Origin of the sequence: Sphingomonas mali NBRC 15500 (assembly GCF_001598415.1) — a bacterium.
Classification (GTDB): domain Bacteria; phylum Pseudomonadota; class Alphaproteobacteria; order Sphingomonadales; family Sphingomonadaceae; genus Sphingomonas; species Sphingomonas mali.
In genome coordinates this window covers 21,266-44,830 of the sequence record NZ_BCYX01000019.1, presented here as the reverse complement: position 1 = coordinate 44,830, position 23,565 = coordinate 21,266, and the positions used below count along the sequence as shown (strand labels likewise).

The following is a 23,565-nucleotide window of genomic DNA, read 5'->3' as shown; positions in this document are numbered from 1 at the left end:
GCGGCTAGAGCTGCATGTTCATGAGTTCGCGGTATCCGTCGAGCAGGCGCCCGCGCACCTGCATCGCCAGTTCGACCGACAGCCGCGCCTGCTCGAGCGCGAAGGTCACCTGATGGATCGGCACATTGGGATCGAGCGTGAACTTGCGCACCATGTCATCGGCGGTGGCAAGCTTGCTTTCGACCCCCTGCATGCCGGCCGAGAGGATGTCGCCAAAACTCGCCGCCGGTGCCGGCTGCGGCGCGGCGGCCACCGGCCCGAGGGTAGTGAGTGCCGGCGGGGCCGCCAGCACGCTGTCGATCGCCGCGATCGCGCTCATGACGACCGCCCGAGATTGAGTGCGCTCGAGAACATCTGGCGCTCGATCGCGAGCGCGGTCAGATTGGCCTCGTAGGAGCGCGAGGTGCGGATCATCAAGGTCATTTCCGAGGCCTGATCGATGGCGGGCAGATTGACGAACCCGTCGGCGCCGGCCGACGGATCGCTCGGATCATAGACGCGCCGGACGCCGCCCGGCATCGCCTCGACCCCGAGCACGCGAACGGGTCCGGGCTGACTGACGGCGCCCTTGCGGGCCAGCGCGTCGGCGAAAGTCGCGTCAGGCCCTGAGATGACGCGCATCGGGCGATAGGGGTCGCCCGAGGCGGTGCGGCTCGTGTTCAAATTGGCGAGGTTCTGGGCGATGACCTGCAGCCGCTGCCACTCGACATCGAGCCCCGAGCGACTGATCGCCATGGCGTCACTCATTACTGGCCTCCCCGGATGACGGTGCGCGAAATGTCGAATTGGCGGCCGAGCAAGTCGATCAGCGCCGAATAGCGCCCGGCCGTGGAAGCGGCGGTATCGAGCTCGAGGTCGGTCCGCGGCTCGTCGCCGAACGGTGCCCGCGGCAACGCCTCGATCCTCGGCTCGACCGCGGCGATCGCATCGGGACCCTTGGCGGCGGCCGCCCTCAGACTGTCCTCGAACGTCACGCGCGACGGCCGATAGGTCCTGGAATTGGCATTGGCGATGTTGGTCGCGGTCACCTCGAGGCGGAGCGCGAGGCCGTCCAACGACTTGGTGATGAGCGCAGCTGAGACAGGATCCACGAATGGGTACCTTATTGAACGAGGATAGCGGCGTGGAGCGCGCCGGCGGCCTTGATCGCCTGGAGCACACTGATGATGCCGCGCGTGTCGACCTTGGCCCGCGACAGGCCCTGGACGAGATCGGCGACGGTGGTGTTGGGGAAATTGACGACAGTGTCGCGCTTGCGATCCTCGACGGTCAATTTGGTGTTGGTGACGACGAGGCTGCCGACCGAATTCAGATCGCTCGCGAACCCGCCGGCGAAATTGGGCTGCGACGCGGTGCGCTCGCCGGTGATCGTGACCTTGAGGTCGCCCTGGGCGATCACCACGCTCGAGATGCGCACGTCGCCACCCGCGACGATCGTCCCGGTGCGTTCGTTGATCACCACGCGGGCCACGCGGACCGGCTCGACCGGCAGGCTCTCCAGCCGCGCCATGAACCCGGCGAACTGGCTGGCATCGCCGCGAAAGGCGATCCGTACCTCGTCGGCATTCTTGACCGAGGCAATGCCGGCGCCGAACTGCAGGTTGATCGCCTCGGCGATGCGCTCGGCACCCTCGAAGCTGGGCTCGCTCAGTACGAAACCAACGGTGCCGTCGCTCGCAAGCAATTGGGTGTCGACCGCGGTCTCGACGGTCGCGCCGGCCTCCAGCATCGCGGTGGTCGGATAATTGCGCTGCTCGCGGTTGAGATCGCTCTTGAAGTCGTAGCCGCCGGCCAGCAGCGGCCCTTGCGCCAGGGCATAGACATGCTGGTCAGGCCCGAGCAGCGGCGTCATCAGCAGCGTTCCGCCGGCCAGGCTGCGGGCGTCGCCGATCGACGAGACCGTGACGGTCAGTCGGTCGCCGACATTGGCCGAGGCGGGCAAGGTCGACGTGACGATGACGACCGCGACGTTGCGGCTGTTGATCTCGTCGTCCGTCACGCTGGTCCCGAGCCGGCTGAGCACGTTGCGCAAGGCCTGGCGGGTGACGCCGTTACGCCGCGTATCGCCCGATCCCGCCAGGCCGGTCACCAAGCCGTAGCCGATCAGCGCATTGTCGCGCCATCCCTGGAACCGACCGATGCCCGACAGCGGAACGCCGGCCGTCGCAGGCCGCGCGCCCGCGCTCGCGGGCACGGCAAGGCCGGCAAGAAGCAGCGCCAGCAGTGGAAATGCCCCCCGATGCCGCATCATCCAAGCCCCAGGAAGCGAAATACACGGGCGACCAGACCGGGCTTGGCGCTACGCGCGACGAACCCCTTGCCGTCATAGATGATCTTCGCGTCGGCGATCCGGCTCGACAGGATGCGGTTGTCGGCCTCGATGTCCTCGGGGCGGATGCGTCCCTCGATCCCGATCAGCGTGTTCTCGCCGTTGAGCTTCATCGTCTGCTGGCCCGACACCATAAGGTCGCCATTGGGCAGCACCGACCGGACGGTCACCGTGATCTGCGCGACCAGCTTATCGCTGCGCGTGACCGCGCCGCCGCCCGAATAGCCGCCGCCGAACTGAAGGCTGCCGCTCTCGCTGAGCTTCCCGCCGGAGACGGATCCCCCGACCTGCGTGCTGCGCTTGGAATCGGTCTTGGTCGTATTGGTCGATTCCGCATTCTCGTAAACCACGACAGTCAACAGATCGCCGACTGCGGTGGCGCGGCGATCGGCGCTCATCGCCGACCAGTTGCTGCGCTTGTAGAGGTCGTCGGCGTGCGCCGCGCCGGCGGGCAGCGCGATCGCGGCGAGCAGCGTGAGCAGAACCCTCATGGCGTCACCGTCGCGACCGGCGCGGCGAATACATGTCCGCCGCGGTCGCGGACGAACACCCGTCTGCCGACGCTGCCCGACTGCAACGCGGTCACTGAACGCTCGACCGTGACCGGGCCGGCACGCGACACCAAGGTCATGGCATCTCCCTTTGCGACGGTCGCGGGTGGCGGCACCACCAGATGGCCGAGCGGACTTCCGGCAGGCAGGTCGCGCCGCGCGACGAGATAACCGCGCGCGGCGTCGTAGCGGATCGCTGCCGTCATGGCCGCGCACGGCCCGGCCGCAATCTTGTCGCGCGTGATGGCGGTGCCCGCCGCGATCGCGGCGCTGGTCACCTGGCAGACACCCGCGCCCGCTTCAGCGCGGCGAACATACCGAAACGTCACGACGCGGGCGTCGCCGCCGTCCACCACAATCCCGGGCACCGCGCGGCGCACCAGGGTGGCGATCGCGCGCCGCGAGAGCGACAGGCGATCGCGGCCGACCGGCAGCCGCGCAATCTCCACCGCGCCAAGGCGCCCGAGACCGCCCCGCCCAGCGACATCGGCAAGCGTCACCGCCGGTCGCGACAAGACGATCTCGCCACGATCGGCCAACGCCAAGGAGTCGCCGCCGACGAATGCGGCAGCCAGGACGAATGCCATCATCTCAGCGCCGGAGGCCGTTGGCGATCGACATCAGCTGATCAGCTGCCTGGACGATCTGCGCATTGGCGGCATAAGCGCGCTGGACGAGCATCAGCTCGACCATCTCGCCGGTCATCTCGACGTTCGAACGCTCGACCGACCCCTGCACCAGGGTCCCTGCCCCGTCTTCGCCGGCGACCGCCTCGCGCATCCGGCTCTCGTCGCCGATCGAATAGAGGCCGCCGTCGAGCGCGGTCAGGCCACTCGTATCGTCGGCGGTCACCAGCGAGATCTTGCCGATCTCGACCGGCGCCGCGTCGGCCGAGGTGACCGCGTTCACCGTGCCGTCGGCGGCGATGGTAAACGACGTCGCGTCGGTCGGCACGCTGATCGCCGCCTTGAGCGGCAGACCGCTGTCCGCTGCCGCCAGCATGCCGTCATCGCCGACCTTGAGCGCGCCGCCGCGCCACAACAAGGTCTGGCCGCCGGGGCCCATCAATTCGATGAACCCCCGCCCGTTGATCGCGAGATCGTTCGCCTTGCCGGTCGATTGCAGGTCGCCCGGCTCGTCAAGCGAGGGCGCGGCCGAGGCCATCACGCCCGCGGCGGAGAACAGATCCGCCGCATTGGCCGCGGGCACGTCCGGATCGTTGCGCGACGCTAGCACCGTCGAGAAGCGGACGTCCGAGCGCTTGAACGCCGGCGTGTTGATATTGGCGATATTGTTGGAGACGATGGCGAGCGCGCGCTCCTGCGCCTGCAGGCCGACCGCGCCGACATAGAAGGCGCCGTTCATCGACCGACCTGCCCGAAGGTGGAGATCGCCTTGCCCATCAGATCGTCATAAACCTGGACGAGTTTCGCCCCGGTCTCAGCGCCCCGCAGCGCTCCCATCATCGATATCATCTCGTCCCCCAGCGATACGTTCGACGCCTCGACCGCGCCCTGGCGCAGCGACGGCGTGGCGATCGCCTCGGCATCGTCGTCAGCGAGCATGAACAGCGATCCGTCGAGCGGCGTCGCGGACGCCCCTTCGCGGATCGAATAAACCGCGATCTGACCGAGCGGCTTGTCGCCGTCGAGAATGGTGCCATCGGCCGCGATCTTGGCCGTTCCGGTGTCGAGCACCAGATCGCCGCCGCCGGCCTGCTGCAGCGCATAACCCTGCGGCGTGATCACCCGCCCATCGCTCGCCAGGGAGAAATTTCCCTGCCGCGAATAGACCAGCTTATCGCCCGCCTTCAGCTGGAAGAAGCCGCTACCGTTAATGGCAAGATCAAGCGGGCGTCCGGTCTCGACCAGCTTGCCGGCCTGCATGTCGACGCGCAGCCGCGAGAGCGTCGCAGCGAAGTCGCCATTGACCTGATCACTCGATTGCAACTGCCGCTTGAAGCCCGGCGTCGATACGTTCGCCACGTTCACCGCGGCCCGATCCACGCGAGCCGAAGACGCACGCATCACCGCCGTGGCAGAATCCACTAAACCCGACATTTCCCCGCACCCCTATGTCCCTATATGGGACACATCTTGAGCGAGTCGGTCAAGCCTTTCTGAGAAATAAATTCACATTGGATCAAAATCATACGCGTTGACGTGATGGGTTGGACGACCCCTGCGGTGCAAGAGCTTTCGTGCAGCGATGAGCACCGGTCGGGTGCATCCATGTGTTCGGCCTGTTGATGCAGCACGACATGGCTGCTGGCCCTGATGAAGTCCGCGGATCGGATCCCTGATCACGTCATCGCGCTCGAAGCGCTCTGCTCCCCTGGGTTTGTTCGATCCCCGGTCTGACCGGTTTGTCATCACCACTCAGCTGCCCTTACACCATCCCGCCGCCGCGCGCTTCAGCGAGCGGCGAGGGCCGCGGTCACGCGGCGGTGGCCGCGTAGACCTCCTTGCGCGTCATCACCGCCCACGCGATACGCGCTGTCTTGTTGGCGAGCCCGACGGTCGCGATCTTCACCGGCTTGCGCTCAAGCAGCTGTGCGACCCAAGGCTGGCGGCTCGCATCCTTGCGCGCCATGCGCATCACCGCAGCGGCGCCGACGACCAGCAGCTTGCGAAGATACCCGTCACCCTGTTTGCTAATGCCGCCAAGCCGTTCCTTGCCGCCAGAGCTATGGGCGCGGGGCGTAAGACCCAGCCAGGCCGCGAACTGACGACCCGAGCGGAACAGCGATGCGTCGGGCACGGCTGCGGCGATAGCCGACGCGGTGATCGGACCGATGGCGGGGATAGTGGCGAGCCGGCGGCTTGTGTCATCCGCGCGATGCCAGGCCAGGATCTGCGCCTCCAACCGGTCTATGTCGCTCGCCAGCGAACGTAGCTGGGCACCGCTCGTGTGGAGCGCCGATCGCGCATGTGCCGGTAGCTTCCCCTGCTCCTCGTGCAGCAACTTCATCAGCGCTGTGACACCGCCGGGTCCTTTGCTGGTGACAATGCCATACTCCGATAGATGGGCTCGCAAGGCGTTAATCAGTGCGGTTCGCTGCCGGACCAGCAGATCGCGCGTCTTGTGGAGCATCAACACCGCCTGCTGATCGACGCTCTTCACCGCGACGAACCGCATCGTCGGCCGCGTAACAGCCTCGCAGATCGCCTCTGCGTCGGCCGCGTCGGTCTTGCCGCGCTTCACGTACGGCTTCACATAAGCTGGCGGCATCAAGCGCACATCGTGGCCAAGGTGACGTGCGCCCCTGATTGTTACCACTCAGAGGTAGAGTGCGGCTCCTTCATGATGGTTTGTTGAGGGGATGGCAGCGTGCCTGGGGGCATGCCCCCAGGTACGTTGGCCGGCGATCTCGGCGGGGGTCTTCCCGCCCAGTTTCGAGTGCGGCCTGACGTGGTTGTAATCGTGCTGCCAGGCATCGAGCACGAAGCGGGCATGGGCCAGCGACGTGAACAGCATCTCATTGAGGCATTCGTCCCGCAGGCGGCCGTTGAAGCTGTCGATGATCCGCTGCGAATAGCGTATCCTCCTTCTCTCGCCGCATTCGATTTGATGATGGTCGTGCCAGCCCTATCGCCTCGAAACACGGTAACGAATTCTGGCGCAGTAGTCTCTGCGGCAACAGAGCACTCCGCTAGTGGGACAGGTTAAGACCCATCAAACTATTCGTAGAGAATTTCGCGGAGCTTCTGTTGCACCTGGGATGTTTCTCCGCCGTTAAAACATTCTTCATCAGAATGAATTTCGATTACATTAGGCGCAATAGGTCTAACAGTAATTTTTCCAGTCGTAAGATCGATTGAATTAGGCGTTTTTCCGACATGGCTCCAAAATTGATGCCCTATCCACATCTTGGATCCGATCGCCTCTATGTATCCTTGCTTAATTTCTACCCGTGCCGGATTGCGGGAGGTATCGATTACCTCGGCTTCCAAAGGGAACGGGAGTCCGTTCGACTTCATCGGCAAATTGGCAAAATCTTTGCCGACAGCCTCATACTCGAGCGGGTCTGATGCATTTTGCCAATAGTCGTAATCAATGTCTGCTATCCAGGCTTGAACAAAGCTATCCTCATTCAAAAATGGCCGCACCCATTCGTCCCATAGTCCAGCGGACCCAGGCTTCACTTCTTCGATCGTGATGACAGTCTGCATCATAGCTGGCAGTTCAGCGACATGGAGTTTCAAACCGCCAAACTGTAATGGCCCACCCCATTTTGCGCCTGACTTTAAACGCTTACATAGCTCGGAAACTGAAACGTTGCTGCCATCCGTTTTTTTAAGGCGGCTATCGATCTCCAGTCCCGGCCAAGTATCCGCGATTTTTTGCAATATCACGTCGTTACTAATGCCGCGCTGGCGCGTCGGATGCTCGAACTTTTGTCGTCCAACCATGACCTTTTCATCGAATGATACATCGAGAAACAAGACGATCGTCATTTTCTCAAGGCGCGAACTCATTTGAACTCCTTAACGACGACGGTAACATTGTTGGCTCGACCAAATTGAATTAGCGGGCGAGCAGCAGCTGCGCCTCCCGGTTGCACACGCATATCCAGTATCATATTTGCTGGCTTACCACTCACCGTTGCACCGTTAGTTCCGAGGTCAACGATATGATCCTCCATGCGAGCCATCCATGTGGAGCCAGCAGTGTCAACCGTTTTCAGGCTCACCAAATTTTGTCCGTTCTGAAAGTCGACCAGCGGGAAATAGCCGTTCTTTTCGGCACCTACGTTATACCAACCGTTCGTCTCGCCGTATTCAGTTTTCGCAAGATAAGATTCGACCCATTGCCCTCGTTCAGTCGGCCGAAGATTGAATACCTCCGAAAGCTTGGGACCAACCTTCCCTACGACGCTACTGTCTGCGGCGCGATCTATCGCTGCCGCTTCGCGAGATAGTCGCAAGCCTTCTTCGCCGATACGAACAGCCTCCATTCCCTTTCCAATTATTGGGAGCAGCGTAACGGCGTCCATCGCACTCAGCTTTTCGCCATTATACGCACGGTAGCCGAGATCGGCCACGCCCCCGACTAAGGTGACAGTCTTGGCGACCTCCCACTCGCCTTTCATAAGCCCGACACCGAGATCCCTGACCCCTTGTTCACCAATTTGCTGCTCACGGTCGTGTAGAGCTTGAACTTTGTCGGCGAGATCCGAAAACTGCTTCCCGTACTCGCTGCCCTCCGCCGCTCCGCGGTAGATCGTGATGGCCATTTGTTGCGCCATAGGATCTCCCGCCAAGCCAGCGAGTGCATCCCGGTCTAGATCGGCGAAGGACTTTAACTGATCTCCCAGTCTAACCCCGTATCCCTTAAAGTAACCGGGAGTATCAATCCCTTGCCCATAGACATTTCTGATACCCTGAGCGAATGAAATACTGGGATCAAAGTTTAGGCCCGTGAAAGTCCCCAATGCGGGAAGGCCATCGGGCGATTTCCCACCGAGCGCGTCGGAGCGAGCGTCGGCTGCGGCTCGTCTGGCAGCGGCAGCGGCTTCCTCCTCGCCGCTTAGTGCCTTGCGGCTCGCGGTGATAACGATGTCGTCAGGCAAAGGCCCAACATCAAGCACCTGCACGGTGGCCATGATTGAAGGGTCGATCCGCGAAATAGCTTTATCGTCCAATGTATCGATGACGACGGAAGGCCCATTGCCCGCCACTGGCGTCTTGTCCTCGGGTTTGGCCCGCCGTTTCGCGGCGACATCGCCACCGCCCCCAATCGCGTTCCCGATTAGGCTGCCAATGGTGTTGCCGACTACGCTGGGCAGTGAGGCTAATACGTTGTCGCCGAAGTCCGAGCCCTGGATGAGACTGCGCGTCGCGGCCTCAGCGATGGAGTCCGCAGCACCCGCGATTCCGCCCTTGAGCGCATTGCCGGGGTTGAAACCCTTCAGCTTGGGATCAAACCCGACCGACCGCCCGACGGCACCGCCAACTCCTGCGCCGATCCCTGCTGCCGCGACGCCGACCCAGTCGAAGTTCTTCTGCAAGCCGGTCACGACGCCGACGCCCTGGCTGATCGCGCTGCCGAGCGCGCCGCGAACAAGATCATTGCCGAAAGTCTGAAGACCCTTCAGGGCCCCGCTAGCCGTCGTACCGAACGCGTTCACCCCCTGAAGCGCGCCGCCGACGGCGCCACCGATGGCGGCCAGAGCAACGCCTTTCCAGCTGAAGCTGCTTTGGATGCCGGTCGCTACGCCAACCACTTGGCTGGCCAAGCTGCCCAACACTGCAGTGGTGGCACCAGCGACAACCGTGGCCGCAGTGCCGGACAAGCCGAGACTCGAAGCAAAACCCGCGCCGACGCCGTGTGTCGCAATCGTGACCGCAACCGCGATCACGACGAGCAAGATCTGCCCAAACGCGCCGCACTTGTTACCTTTTGCCGCAGCTGGCGGTGCCGGCTCCGGCGGCAAGGTCGGCAGCGTGTCGCCAATCGCCTCGCCGGGATTGTAAACCCGGTAGGTGTTGGCGTTGTTGTGGAAATTGGTGACCTTGTTCGGGATCTGCAGGGTCTGCCCTGCGACCAGCGACGTGCTCGCGGTCAGGCCGTTGGCATCGGCAATCAGATACCACAGGCTGGAGTCGCCCCAGACCGTCTGGGCGATGGCCTGCAGGCTGTCGCCGGTGCGGACGGTGTAGGTCGTCCCCGATTGGTCGGGATAGCTGCCGTTGATCGGCTGGAAGTTCTGGTCGAAATCGGCACTAGCGACTGGCTTGCCGTACCGGAACCCGTTCTTGCTCGGCGCAGCACTGCGGTCGGCCGCCAATGCCTGGGCATAGTCGGTCAGACTGGGAGCAGGTCCGTTATTGCCAACATCACCGATACGGTGGCCATCGAAATAATAATAGAGCTGCCGCGGCCCGAGGGTGGTGCCGAGCTTCTCCTCGCGCACGAGCACCTGGCCATAGGCGTCGTTTTGATAGGTCATCACGCGATTGCCGGCATTGTCGATCGCCTGCGCCAGATGGCCGTTCACATCATAGCTCAGCTGCGTGTAGCCCTTCCCCCACTGGCCGGTGTTGGGATTGGATGGATCGGTCGCGCCGATCGTGATCCGCGTCTGCTTGGCGTCATCCCACCATTGATAGCTATAATCGGTCTGGGTGGTGACGCCTTGCTTGACCGCCTGCGTATGCGTCAGCACGCCCTGATCGGCGCCGCTATAGCCCGAGCCCGCGACATAGAGCCGGTAGTCGTTGTGGAGCGTCGTCGTGACGTTGCCGTTGGTGTAGTCCACATCGGTTTCGTCGGTGACCCGGTTCGCCCGGTCGTATGTCATCGACCGCGATAGGTCATTCCCGGCGGAAGCGGTATATTGGTTGTAGGTGGTTACCCGACCCAACGCGTCGTTGGTGCGCTTCGCGCGCAGCACGCCGCCGATCGTCGTATTCTCGAGGAAGCCGTCGGTCGTGTAGCTGTAGACTTCGGTATGGCCGTCATAACCATAGGTCGCGGTCTGGCGATTGCCCGCCGCGTCATAGCCGATCGCGACGCCTACAGCGCCGGTCGTGATGACACCCCCGGACAGCGTCCCCATGGTCAGGGTGAAGCGGTCCATGCTGTCATATTTGTACCAATAGTCCTGCGGAGGCACGACCGCACCATTGATGCCGTCCGTATAGACGCTCTTCACCTCCCGGCGATTGCCATTGGCGTCATATTTATAGGTGATGTCGGCCTTGGCGTCCTTGAACTCGGTGATACGGCCAAGCGCATCGTAGCTGACGGCCGCATTCTGATAGAAACGGGGTGCCGCATCTGTGCTGTTATAGGTTTCGAGCGTGCGGTTGCCTTCGCTGTCATATTCGAAGGTCGACTTCATCTTCAGGGCATTGTCGGTGATGCTCGAGACATAACCGTTGGTGTAATAAGTGTAGGAGACCGATTGCCCGGTCGAGCCGGTCTGCTGGACGAGATGGCCGGCGAGATCGTAGCCGTAGCCAAAGGTGTGGCCGCCGAAATCCTGGCGCCACACCATTTGCCCGAACAGTCCGTCATTCTCATAGGAGGTGAGGCCGGCGGCGTTGGTGGTTATGGTCTGCCAACCGCCGAAATTGCCAAGGCCCGTCGTCACGATCTGGCCGCCTGGGACGCCATACCAGACATAGGCATAGTTCGTGGTAAGACCGGCAAAGTTCGTGGTCGTGGTTACCCGACCCTTATTGTCGTAATCGGTCTTCTCGACAATCGAAGCCCCGTAGAGCGAATTGGTGTGGGTGATGCGCTGGCCCAGGCCGTCATAGCCGTAATAGTCCTTCAGCTGGACGCCGTTGGAATTGCCGCCGACCCGCATGGGGTGGTCGACCTCGATGAGCCGACCGGCCTTGTTGTAGGTGTTGTTCGTGGTCGCGTTCAGTTCGTCGGTCGAGGTCCGCAGATCGCCGAAGATGTCGTAGCCGAACGTCTTGTGCGTGCCATCGGGATTGTATTGGATGAGCGTGCGCGCGTCGGCACCGCCATGCCCGCTTCCGGCCAGCAGGGTTTCTCGCGAGATTGGGCCATTAGCGAGATTGCTGTTGGCATCGCGCTTGCCCATGAGGCGGCCGGAAACGTCGTAGAAATAGGTCTCCGTCGGACTTTGCAGGGTGGTGTTGCCGGCCTCATCGGTTACCTGAACCTGCGGGCTGACCTTCTTGGTGAGCTTGCCGAGCGTATTGTAGTAAAGGCTTGTCGTCGCCGATTTGCCGTCGACCTCCGACGATATCTCGCCGAACGCATTGTAGTTCTGCGCGCGATGGATGAGATATTGCGATGCCGCCTTGGTATCGATCACCCAGCGGGTCTCATGGTTCTGGGGGTTGGTGTAGCTGTCACTACCCAACGCCAGGATACCGCGGACATGGTCATCACCGTTGAGCGGCGGCAACTTGCTGCCGTCGCTCGCATAGGCATCGTAATAATATTCGAGAGTGCGCGTGCCGCTCGCCGGCCGCGCGCCCGCGGCATCGACGTCCCAGGCGAACACGCCATCGCCGCCCTTGGTGATGGTCGAGGCGCTGAACGCACCGGTCGTGCCAGCATCGCGCCAATAGATTTTAAGCGTAGTCGCACTGGACTGCTGCGGCGTGAAGACGACCTTGGCCGGCGACCCCACCGTATTGGTGAAGCCGCTCACGCTCTGGCCATTATAGCCGAGGTTCAGCGTGCCGGTGGCCTGGGAGACGAGCGTCGAGCCGTTATAGGTCTCGTACTGAATCTGATAGCTACGATTGCTGTAGAAATCAGCCAGCGCCGCCGCATCATAGGTCCAACTGCCGCCGCTGTTCTGGACGATCCAGGACGACCAAGCGCCATTCTGGTAGTAGCGGAATTGCTGCTTCGTGACTGTCACGCCGGACGGCGGATTCAACTGAACGGCGTGCGAGGCTTCATAGGATTGCGTCAGGACGGATGCCTCACCGCCGACGGTGAACGTGCCAAAGCTCCGAACCGTCCTTAGGATACCGCCGATGTCGGGCACCTGTAGCAGATTGCCGGTAGCGTCGTTCAGCTCGACCCAATATTCCATTGATCCGTTGATCCCGGTCACGTCGACCGACTTCAAACCCTGCTGTCCGAACGCCGCAGTGGAATCGATATTGCGGACCGACCAGCCGTTCGAGCTGCCGGCAGCACGATAGAGGATGCGACCGCTGACCGCGTTGCCCGGCAAGCCTGACAGGACTAGCAGGTCGTGGCCGCCGCCGTTGGTCAGCATCGCCTGGCCGGGCCCGCCCACTGCCGCGGGATCGAAGCGCGTGCTCGGAGTGCCCGCCGCATCGACCGACAACGTTCCCTGCTTCGCATCATAGATGTGGCCACCGGCATCCATCGCGAAGTACTTGATTTCCCAGCTACTATTGGCCGCCAGGTTATTGAACGGAGGTTGCGTCAGATCGTAAGTAAACCAGCCTGCAATCGTGGCGCCGGCTGAGTTCTGGAATTGGGTCGCGTTCAATTCAGTGTAGGCGCCGGTGGATCCCGTCGGTCTGACGAACATACGCAGCGCAGTGGCGCTGGCATTTTCCAGAGGGAACTGCAGCAAAGGGGGCGGCGTCGCGGAGCCATAACTGTCGGATTCGTTGGGACCGTCGTCCCCCTTGTTTGGAATAGGAGGCACGTCGATATTCATCGATATTTGCGCGATATTCACCTGTCCGGTGAATACATCCTGATAGATATTGAAAGTTACATCGCCATCAGGGAACACAAACCCGCCGCTGTATGGGCTATCTTTAGTGTCAGCGATCCAAAATTGTCCTTGGTAGAAGTCACCAAGATAAGTGGTCACGCCCGACTTCGTGACAGAAACATGAACCGTACCACTTCCGTATAAGGTCGCGCTATTGAGATCGATTTCGAGCCGCCGATAATCGTAGGTATGAAAGCCGGCCCATCCGTGCTCAACGCTGGCTAAAGCAGTGATTGCGTCGGCCTTGCTTGGGGATACGCGGGCATCGGGACTTTCCGTCACGAGGCTGCCGGCCGCGCCAGTCGCCACCGCATTACTGGCAGACACGGCGTTCGCACTGGAATTGTAGAACGTGGTTCCGCCTGATCCGGTGGTATCGACCTGCACGGCATGGATCGGATTGGCGCCTGCGTTGTTGCTGGCGGGCTGGATGGTATCGGTGAGCTGGTTGCGCTTGTCGAACACACTGATGGTCTGCGTGATGGCGCCGCTTTGGTCGGCGAGCAGCGCGCTGAGACTGGTGTAGTTCTTGAGGTTTACGGTGCCGGTGCCCTGGAGCAGCATCGTGGCGTTGCCGCTGCGATCATAGACATAGGCCTTGGTGACGCCATCGTTGAAATTGGTGCGCCACACATGTCCGGCATTGTCGTATTCGGCAAATTCCTGGGCATTGGCGATATTGCCGCCCGAATTGGTGCCGCGCGCGATCACCTCGCCAAAGGCGTCGTAATATTCGTCGGTGGTGTCGCCATAGGTCCAGGTGCCGCCGCTCAGCACGCCTGATTTGCGGCTGGTCTCGCGGCCAGCTGCGTCATAGGTGATGAAGACGCCGTCGCTTTCCGTCGTGCCGTTGGCCTTGAGACGCCCATAAGTCTGCGCCACGACGTTGCCGGCATTGTCGTAGAAATAGCTGGTGGCGAAGTTGGTGGAATCGGTGACGCTCGTCAGCCGGCCGCCTTTGCCATAGGCATTGGTAGTGACGCGATCGGGGGCCGAAGCAGTACCGTCACCATGGACGGTCGTGGTCACTACTTCGTTCAGGCCGTTATAGGTCATGTCGGTCGAGGGCGTGACTGTTACGCCACGATAATCGACGAATGCGTTCTGCTCGGTGTGCTTGACCCGCCCGAGCAGGTCATAGCCCTGCTTGGTGTAATCTCCGTTCGCCTCGGTCTTCTGCAAGACCTGGCCGAGGCCATTGTAGGTGTAGGTGATAGTCGAGGCGGCCGAGCTCGTGCTCAGCACGCCATTGGCATCGAGCGAGGAGGCAGCGAGGTTCAGCCTGCTTTCCGAAACACGCCGTCCGGCGAGATCATAGAGGAAGGTGGTGATCCGGTCGTCGTTCGACGCGGCCGGCGCGGCCGGTGCCGTGCTGGTGCCGGGCGTACCGATCAGCTGTGTTGCAAAACGGGTCTCTTTCTTGACGTTGCCGTTATGGTCAAGATCCCAGGTCGTCAGGTAATTGGCGGCATCGACCTGAGCGGTCTTCTGGCCGAGCTTGTTGTAATAGGTGTAGGTGACGTTGCCGCGGCCATCGGTCTGCGTGATCGCATTGCCCGCCGCGTCGTAGCTGGTGAACGTCGTGATGTCGGTCGTGCCGTAGACGTAGTTGCCGCCGACATATTCGCCATATTGCACGCCGATGACGAGCGTTGAGGTCAGGCGGTTGTTGCGGTCATAGTTGAGCCGCGTCTCGCGATACGTACCCGTGCCTGCGGGCGGTGTGCCACCGGGAGTTCCTGGCAGGGAAACGGGGGTGGCATAGACGCGCTGGGACTTGATATTGCCCGATGCGTCGAACGTGCGCGTCGTCAGCGTGCCGACCGCGCTGATCTCGGCGCTCTTTCGGTCGAGGTCGTCGTAGAAGACGAAACTGCTCGCATTGTTCGCGTCGGTCACCTTGATGAGGTTGCCGCGAAGGTCATATTGATAGCTCTCGACCACCGGTTTGTTGGTGGTGCCGAGATTGTCGGCATTCTGGACCGGAACCGCGTCGCCGGTCTTGGTCTTGACCAGATCGTTCAGATAATAATCGTAAGTGGTGGTGCGCTGCTCGGGCAGGCCCGCAGCCTCGACCACGCGGATCTTGTTGCCGCGCGCGTCATAGGCATAGGTGTTGGTGATGGTCGTGCTCGCGTCGACCTGCATGGTCTCACTCAGCAGCAGCCCGCGCTTATCGTAGACGTTGGTGGTGAGGCTGCCGAGCTTGCTGGTGGCCGTGTCGCGGTCGCCAAACACGTTATAGTGGAAATGCTCGAGGATATTGTCCGCGACATTGGCATCGACGACCTGGGTCGTGTCGGTGACGTGGTCGAGCTTGTCGTAGATGAAGCTAGACACCGCATCGCCGCCGGTGTTCACCCCGGTCGTGGAGACGATGGTTGGACGGGTCGTGACGGTCGGCGTGCCGGTCGGCTTGGCGGCATAGCGGGTGACCGTGTCGATCTTGCCCGACGCGGTATAGGTGGTCGCGGTCGCATAGCCTTCGGGGTCGATCTGCAAGACCAGCCGGTCGAGCGCGTCGTAATAGAAATATCCGGCATTGTTGCGCGGATCGACCAGCTTCACGACATTGCCGAACGCATCATAGGTCTTGGTCGTGACCGCGCTGGTGCCGGCGTCGAGCGCGACCGTCGTCGTCACCACATTGCCGGCGGCATCATAGCCATAGGTCGTGCCATAGATGGCATAGACATTGTCGACCTGCGCCTGGCTCGGGTTGGATCCGAGCGCTGCCAGCTGGAGGCTGCCATTGCCGTCGAGCGTCCCGGTCAGCCGGCCGAGCGCATCGTAGCGTGACGTGGTGGTGCTCGCTTCCGCCTGGCCTGCCGCACGCGTCACCGAGATGACATGGCCGACCGCGTCGAACGTCCGGGTGGTGACGCTCGCATCCTGGGTGCCGCTCGCCACTTCGGTGGAGACCGCGCGGCCGAGCTTGTCGAGGGTGAGCAACGTCACCATGCCGATCGGGTCGATCGTCTTGTAGAGCCGCCCGGCGCTGTCATATTGGCGCTCGGTCACCGCCGCAGCGGCGCTCTGCGTGACGGCGACATTGGTCAATGCCTGGGCGAGAGTCGTGCCGTCGGTGAAGGCCGCATAAGCGACGCCGGCATTGACATGCCCGTCGAACCGGTCGGCGTAACGCGTGGTGAACCGCACATTGCCGATGGCGTCATAGGTATATTGGGTGACGAACTGCTCGGCATCGATCGCGAAGCGGAGCTGGCCGTTCTGGTCGTAGATGGCGCGGGTGACGCGATCGCTGGTGCTGCCGTTCGCCGCGACCCAGCTCGCCATCGCCTGATCGGTCGGGTCATCGGTCGCGGTGTAGGCCGCGAGGAGGTGCACCTCCTTCACCGTGTTGCCGAACGCGTCATACGTATAAGCGACGACGCCGCCGAGCGCGTCGATCGTGTAGGTGAGTTTCCCGCCCGTGCTATAGACATTGCGGGTGATGCGCGCCGCCGCCTTGGCGGCGCTGCTCATCGCGCTGATCTGCGACTGGATCGCCGAAAGAGTGTAGGTCGCAGCCGGGGTGATCGCTGTGGTATAGGCAATGCGGCGGATGACATTGCCGCGCGCATCATAATCATATTCGGTCAGGAAATTGCCGGGATCGACCGTATAGCGCAGCCGCCCGATGCCGTCATAGACCGACCGCGTCTGTTCGTCGGCACTGCTGTTTGAGGTGACCAGCGGCTGGATGTCACTGACGCTGGGCGCGGTCGACAGGCCGGTGAGCGAGATCGGGGTAGCGTAAGCGCGGGTCGCGATGATCCGGCCATCGCTGTCATAGCTGTTCTGGGTGACGTTCCCGAGCGGATCGACGGTGTAGATCAGCCGGTCGAGCTTGTCGTACGCGCGGCGGGTGATGTTGTTCAGCGCATCCTTGACCGTGACCAGATTGCCGCGACGATCATAAGTGTAGAAGGTCGAGTTCGACAGCGCGTCGATCGTCTGGATGACGCGTCCATCGCGATCATAGACGATCGAGCTTGGATTATTGAGGGCATCGGTCGTTAGGACTTGATGGCCCATTGCATCATAGCTGAAGCTGCTGGTGATCGCCTTACCGCCGCTCCCGGAATCCACCACCTGGCTCTTCAGCAGGCCGCGATGATCATAATTATAGGTCGTGACTGTGTTGATCGCATTGATCGCGGTCTGGCGCTCGCCGAACGCGTTGAGCGTATACGTCTCGGTCTGGTTGAGCGCGTCGGTCATGGTCAGGACCCGGCCATCCGCGTCATAGGTGAATTTGGTGGTGGTCGCGACCGAAGCCTGCAGATCGGCCACCACGATCGAATCGCCGGCCGCCGCCGTCGCGGTATTGGTTCCCGCGTAGAGATAGACCGATGCGGTAGCGTCAGCGTGGAAAGTGCGCGTGACCACCACCAATGTGGGCTGGTTGGCATCGAGGCCAGCGATCGACCACAGACCGTTATACTGGCTGATCGTGCCGCCGCCGCTCATGACGACTGCGGTATCGCTGCTGTCCCCCCAGATCGGGGTCGTCGAGCTCCTGATCCCGAAAGCGGCGAAGTCGACCGTGCCCTTCTTGATCCAGAAGGAGAAGGTTACCGATTGCCCGTTGGCGACCGGGGTGGCGGTCGAGGTCATGGTCCCAGGCGCGCCGCCCGCCGAAACCGCCAAATTATAAGCCGGCGCACCATTAATGGTGTCGTTAGGCGCCGGCGCGCCCGCTATCGTCGAATTGGTATGAACCACAGACGTTAGATCGGCTGGCCAAAGGTTGGTTCTGTACCGGGAAACCGACGCGACATCGCCCATCACCGTATAAGCGGTGTCGGTCTCATAGCCGTCGGCATCGACCTTGCGCGCCACGCGACCCAGGGTGTCGTAATAGAGCTTGGTGACCGCGTCGCGCGCCGAGTCCGGTGTCGGCGCGTTGTAGGCGCTGACTGATCCGCTTCCCGGATTACCGCGCCGGACGACGGATGTAACCTCGCCAAAAGCGTTGTAGCTGGTCTCGGTCGCGTTGTTCTCGGCATCGAGCGTGGCGACGATCTGGCCTAAGCGATCGTAATAGGTGTAGCTTTTATTGCCGACCGGATCGGTGACCGAGGTGACCTGACCGAAGGCGTCATAGGTGAACTGGGTCTGGGTGACGTCGCTCGATCCATAAGCATCGTAGCGCGAGACGACGCGCCCGGCGGCATCATAGACGTAATAGGTCTGGGCCGCATCCGAAGTGCCATAACCTTCGGTCTTGGTGCTGAGCGTGCCATTGGCATTGTAGACGTAACTGGTGACCGCTCCGACGCCATCAGTCGTGGTCGCAACGCGCCCATCCATGTCGTAGCTGGTCGCGGTCGCCGTATAAGTGCCCGAGACGAGCGCCGGGATGTCGGTGATGAGGGTAGCGTCAGTAACCGACGCGAGCGAGACGGGATTGTCCCAGCGCACTGTCCCGACCTGCCGGTCCTCGGCATCATAATCGTACCGCGTGACATAGCCCTCACCATCGATCGTGAAGGTGAGATCACCGCGCGCGTCATAATAGCTGCGTGTGGTGCGATCGTTGGCGGCGCTCGCATAAGCCGTCACCCAGCTGTCCATGTCGCTGGTGTTCGGAAGCGTGGTGGTCGCCCGGAGTGTTGCATAACGGGTCGTCTTGATGAAGTGACCCATGGCGTCATATTTATAGCCGACAACCGCGCCGGTCGCGTCGATCGAATAGGCCAGGTTCTCATGGGCGTCGTAGATCGCCCAGCTTGAACGATTGGCGGCGTTGGTCGACAGCCCACTGACCGCATTGATCGCCGACCGGACAGCGGTGACCGTCCAGGCACTCGGCGTTGCGATCGTGCCGGCATATTGGATGGTTGTCCGCGTCTTGCCGATGGTGTCCGCCAGACTCTGCCCGGGATAGACATATTCGGTGACGTGATTCTGCGCGTCGACGACGAAGGCCAGCAGACCCTGATTGTCGTAAACGTAATGGGTCGTGCGATCGGCCGCGCTGGTCCCGGTGGACAGAGTCGCGAACGACGCCGTCGCCCCGTTCGCCGGCTTGTTCGCATAGGCCGTCTCGGCGATCTTGAACCCACCGGCATCATAGGTGATCGTCGAGAGAAATCCCTCGCCGTCTAGCGTACCGACTACGCGGCCAGTCTTGTCGTAGAAGATCCGCGCGGTCTTGTCGTGCGTGGCATCTGCGGTCGGAAGCGTCAGGGTGGAACTGGGCGCGAGCGAGATGGACGGCGCGGACAGGGAGACGGCATCGCCGGCGGTCGCGCTATTGACCCCCTTGAGATAGAAGTACGCGCTTGCCGATGTCGCGGTCGCGAAGGTGCGTGTGATCCGGATTCGCGTATCGGCGTTGGTCTGAAGGCCGGTCAGGGTGACGGGGCTGTTGGTGTTCACGGTGATCGAGCCGGGACCGGACAGGATCGTGGCGGTTACGTTGGTGCTGTCGCCCCAGCCGCTCGCCGTGTTGAACCCGAGCGCGTCGGTGAGCGTGGGGATTGAGCCCGCGCCCCTCACGGTGACCTCCCAGGTCAGCGTGTCGCCTGCCGCCACGGTGAAGTTGCCGGCCCACAAGTTTCCGGCCGTACCGGTTGCCGTGAACGTATAGGGACCCGTCCCGGTCCGGGTGAGGCCCGAGAGCCCCCACTGACTCGTGTTCGACAGGTCGGGCTTGAGGTTGACGGCCGACACAGCCGTCTTGAGGTTGGCGATCTGCGTGGCGGTCAGCTTGTTGGCATAGGCCGTTGTGCCGATGAGCTTGCTCGACGCGTCATAACTATAGGCGGTCGCGTCACCCGCGCCGTCGATCGTCTCGACCCGTTGGCCATCCTTGTCGTAGACATTGAATGTCCACAGATCGCCGGCATTGTCAGCAGGACGGTTGGTCGCCAGATCGAACGAAGAAGTTGGGTTCTGGAGGGTCGTCAGCTGGGTCGACGTCAGCGCGGTTGCATAGCGAATTGTCGCGATGATCCGATTGTCGGCGTCGTACTTATATTCAGTCAGCATGCCGTAATGATCGACATCGCCGACCTTTCTGCCGGCATTGTCGTAGATCATGTAGCTGTTGTGCTGGGTCGCGTCAGTTGCGATCCGCAAACGCCCGAGCTGGTCGTAGCCATAGGTCGATGTCGCGACCGTCACCTGCGGATCGGCCGCCGTCGTCTTGACGATATTGGGCGAGGCCAGGATGACGGAATCGCCCGCCGCGCCGCCACTCGAAGTCTTGACGTAGAAATAGCCGTAGACCGTTTCAGGCTGGGTGAAGGTCCGGGTGATCCGGACGCGTGTTTCGGTGGTCGTCGACAGGTTGCCGATCGTCCACAGCGAAAGATATTGGCCGGTGAACGAACCCGGCCCGGACACGATCGTCGCGGTCGTATGGGCGGTATCGCCCCACCCCGATGCCGAACCGTAGAATCCCAGCATGTCCTGGAGGGTTGTGCCCGATCCCTTGAGCGTGACTTCGAACGTCATTGTGTCGCCGGCAGCAACCGCGAACGTGCCTGTCGTGAGAGCGCCACCGCCGGTACCAGTTGTGAACTGTGTGGCCGGCGCACCTCCGATCGTGCCCGCCGAGGTTGCCGTGACGTTACTCTTGGCCCACTGGCTCGCATTGGACAGATCGGGCTTGAGGTTGGTGCCGATAGTAGCAGCCGCGGTCTTGACGATATTGGGCGAGGCCAGGATTACCGAATCGCCCGCCGTCGTGCCGCTACCCGAGGTCTTGACGTAGAAATAGGCGTTGACCGTTTCGGCTTGCGTAAACGTGCGCGTAATCCGGACACGCGTTTCGGTGGTCGTCGAGAGGTTGCCGATCGCCCACAGCGAATAATATTGGCCCGTGAACGAACCCGGTCCCGAGAGGACGGTCGCCGTGGTATTGGTGGTATCGCCCCAGCCCGAGGCCGAACCATAGAAGCCCAGCGAGTCCTGGAGGGTCGTGCCTGCGCCCTTGATCGTGACCTCCCAGGTCATCGTGTCGCCGGCTGCAACTGTAAACGAACCCGCTGCAAGCGATGCTCCGGCACCGGTCGTCTGGGTCGTAAACTGGGTCGCGGGCTCCCCGCCGATAGTGCCGGCCGCAGTCGCCGTGACGTTGCCCTTCGTCCACTGGCTCGCGTTCGTGAGGTCCGGCTTCAGATTGGTGCCGACAGTGGCGGCTGCCGACTGTGTGGAGGCGATGAGATCGCCGGCCTTGTTGTAGGTAGAGGTCTGGGTAAGGCCGTTGGCGAGTGTGACGATCGTCTTCGCGTTGGCGTCATCGAACAGCACGCTGGTCGTGCTGCCCTGGAGATCGACCGACGCGACGACCCGGCCAAGGCCGTCATAAACGAACGTCTCGGCGGTATGCTGATAGTCCCGGCGCGACAGGAGCTGACCGGCCTGGTCGTAGACGTAATCCGTGTAGCTGTAGCCGTTGGCGGTGGCACCACTCCCTGGCGAAGTCGACTTGCCATAGTCGATGACATTGATGATGTTACCACGCGCGTCATAGCTGATCTGGCGCTGGTTGACCGCGGTCGGGTCGGTCAGCCCCGTCACCCAGGAGGTCATCTGGGCAAGCGTCGGTGCCTGGCTCGAGGTCAAACCGCTCAGATTGTAGACTTGTCCGACATAGGTCAGGGTCTGCCATTCGCCGGCCTGGACGTAGCGATGTTCGACGACATTGCCGTCGGCGGTGAGCGAGAATGCGAGGCGGTCATACGTGTCGTAAACGTATCGCGTCGTATGCGACTGGCCGGAACCCGCCTGATCGTCTCCGGTCACCGTCTCGGTGAGGAGCTCGTTCTTCGAGCCATAGGTGCGCGTGGTGACGTTGCCGAGCGGATCGGTAATGGTCTGGGCAACACCATTAGCGGTGAAGTTCGAATAGCCGGTCGTGTTGCCGAGCGGATCGACGACGCTGGTGACATTGCCGCCGGCGTCATAGGTGAACCTGGTCACCTGTGGAGCGAGACCAGCCGAGGCTGCGGGCGCGGTGATCTTTGTCAGGTTGTCGTTCGCGTCATAATCGAGCCGCGTCACCTGGCCGGTGGCATCGGTGACGGTCGAATATCCCGTATAATAATCGATCGTCGTAATACGCGTGGTGCTGCCGGCGACCGCCTGGGTCAGGGTATGGACGCGGTTCGAGCCGTCATAACCGATCGTCAGCGACGAGCCGTCGGTCTCGGTGATCGTCGCGACCATCTTGGTCGCGCCGACATAGGTGTAGCTGGTCGTATAGACCTTGCCGTCGGCGATGCTGTTGTCGTTGGGCGACAGATCGACCGTGACGGTGCTCAGCCGGTTGGAGCCGTCATAGGTGTAACGCGTGCGGGTCAGCGTCCTGGCGGTCGAGGTGACGAGATCGGTATAGCCGGTGGTGATCTGGGTGATGTTGTTGCCCGACCAACTGTACTGCAGATATTGCGTGCCGCTGCCGTCGGCGGTCGTCACCTTGTCGAGATGGCTGGTGCCCGCGACATAGCTGAAGGTGACCGCGTTGCCGCTGGTGTCGGTCTGCCTGGTGATCAGATACTGGCTGCCGGACGCCTGACCATAGGTCTCGGTCAGCTGACTGCTGCCGTCGGTCCAGGTCCAGGCCGAGGTCCCCGCATTCCAGGTCAGCGTGTCATACGCCCCCGACCCGTCTTTGGCGACATACGCACTTTTGGTGGTGTCCCAGCCATAGGTGATCTCAGAACCATCGGCCGACACGCGCTTGACCGTGCTGCCGGCCGCGTTGACCGTGCCGGTCAGGCCATAGATCCGCCGGTCGGTCGATTGCCGCCAATTGTCGCCATTCTCGTCGGACAGATCACCCAGGCTGTTATAGGTCCGCGCGACCGACGCATCTGGGCCCAGTCCGACCAGCATCTCGTCCTTCTGCTGGATCATCAGATTGCCGGTCGCAGCGTTCAAGAGCACCTGCTCCGCCGACCGACCCAGCGAGCTCCCGCCAAGCAACCCCGCCGCACCCAAAACGTTGCCCGATCCACGCTCGGCACCCGCACCAAGACCCGTGAAAATCGCTACCATCTGATCTACCCCAGCTCTGATCAGGCAGGGCACACCCCGCCGTTCACGAGTTTTGTCGGGACGATCCGACGATAGTTTAGGGAAAAATTTGTCGGCTGAATCAAACTGCCGAATGGTGTTTGCACCAGTCATTGCTGGCGAATGGCCCCTGCAACCCGGGTTGCCACCTGGCTCGGAGCCCGGCCATCACGGCAAGCTCAAGCTCCTGGCCCCTGCCTTTCCCGGCTCCAGCGCTGCTCAAGCCAGCCCTTATCGGCTTCCCTCACCGCCGCAGGGCCATCACTTTCTCAAGCAGCCCATTTACATGTTGGGAATAAACGTTCAGCCCGAAACACTGACGCAATGCCCGCGACGGTTCAAACTTACTAGACCAAGTCAAATCGCCAATTTCGGCGTTTAACGGCTTATGTCTACTTGAGATCGGGAACCAACATCCTTTGGTTTCCGGGACGATGTCGCGCGCCTGCCGCTCAGTC

10 protein-coding genes and 2 pseudogenes are annotated in these 23,565 nt (G+C 62.1%); all 12 read right to left on the bottom strand.

What is annotated here, in order from left to right; genetic code table 11:
• Nucleotides 1-4: 4 nt before the first annotated feature.
• Nucleotides 5-319 carry a flagellar hook-basal body complex protein FliE gene (gene fliE, locus SMA01S_RS14460; RefSeq protein ID WP_066823648.1) on the bottom strand — a complete coding sequence of 105 codons (315 nt, stop codon included), beginning with the start codon at nt 317-319 and terminating at the stop codon, nt 5-7.
• Entirely contained in the window at nt 316-747 is a 432-nt protein-coding gene (flgC, locus tag SMA01S_RS14455; RefSeq protein WP_066823646.1) for a flagellar basal body rod protein FlgC, read from the bottom strand. Before flgC ends, fliE begins: the two co-directional genes overlap by 4 nt.
• Nucleotides 747-1,091 carry a flagellar basal body rod protein FlgB gene (locus SMA01S_RS14450; protein ID WP_066823643.1) on the bottom strand — a complete coding sequence of 115 codons (345 nt, stop codon included), beginning with the start codon at nt 1,089-1,091 and terminating at the stop codon, nt 747-749. Before SMA01S_RS14450 ends, flgC begins: the two co-directional genes overlap by 1 nt.
• An 11-nt stretch (nt 1,092-1,102) precedes the next feature.
• On the bottom strand, nt 1,103-2,251 hold the full coding sequence (locus tag SMA01S_RS14445) for a flagellar basal body P-ring protein FlgI (protein ID WP_066823640.1): 1,149 nt from the start codon (nt 2,249-2,251) through the stop codon (nt 1,103-1,105).
• Nucleotides 2,248-2,820 carry a flagellar basal body L-ring protein FlgH gene (locus SMA01S_RS14440; protein WP_066823637.1) on the bottom strand — a complete coding sequence of 191 codons (573 nt, stop codon included), beginning with the start codon at nt 2,818-2,820 and terminating at the stop codon, nt 2,248-2,250. The genes SMA01S_RS14445 and SMA01S_RS14440 overlap by 4 nt, the downstream gene beginning before the upstream one ends.
• On the bottom strand, nt 2,817-3,467 hold the full coding sequence (locus tag SMA01S_RS14435) for a flagella basal body P-ring formation protein FlgA (RefSeq protein WP_218016899.1): 651 nt from the start codon (nt 3,465-3,467) through the stop codon (nt 2,817-2,819). The genes SMA01S_RS14440 and SMA01S_RS14435 overlap by 4 nt, the downstream gene beginning before the upstream one ends.
• Before the next feature lie 4 nt (nt 3,468-3,471).
• On the bottom strand, nt 3,472-4,245 hold the full coding sequence (locus SMA01S_RS14430; RefSeq protein WP_066823627.1) for a flagellar hook-basal body protein: 774 nt from the start codon (nt 4,243-4,245) through the stop codon (nt 3,472-3,474).
• A complete protein-coding gene (locus SMA01S_RS25305) occupies nt 4,242-4,940 on the bottom strand; it encodes a flagellar hook-basal body protein (protein WP_084250316.1) in 699 nt (232 codons plus the stop codon). The genes SMA01S_RS14430 and SMA01S_RS25305 overlap by 4 nt, the downstream gene beginning before the upstream one ends.
• A gap of 376 nt (nt 4,941-5,316) precedes the next feature.
• A pseudogene (locus SMA01S_RS14420) lies at nt 5,317-6,132 on the bottom strand (IS110 family RNA-guided transposase); the annotation flags it as partial.
• A gap of 27 nt (nt 6,133-6,159) precedes the next feature.
• A pseudogene (locus SMA01S_RS14415) lies at nt 6,160-6,402 on the bottom strand (integrase core domain-containing protein); the annotation flags it as partial.
• A 158-nt stretch (nt 6,403-6,560) separates the two neighbouring features.
• The gene (locus SMA01S_RS14410) at nt 6,561-7,358 is read right to left on the bottom strand and encodes a hypothetical protein (RefSeq protein ID WP_157093952.1); all 798 of its coding nucleotides are present in this window, start codon (nt 7,356-7,358) and stop codon (nt 6,561-6,563) included.
• Entirely contained in the window at nt 7,355-23,089 is a 15,735-nt protein-coding gene (locus tag SMA01S_RS14405; protein WP_066823618.1) for a LysM peptidoglycan-binding domain-containing protein, read from the bottom strand. Before SMA01S_RS14405 ends, SMA01S_RS14410 begins: the two co-directional genes overlap by 4 nt.
• Between the last annotated feature and the right edge of the window lie 476 nt (nt 23,090-23,565).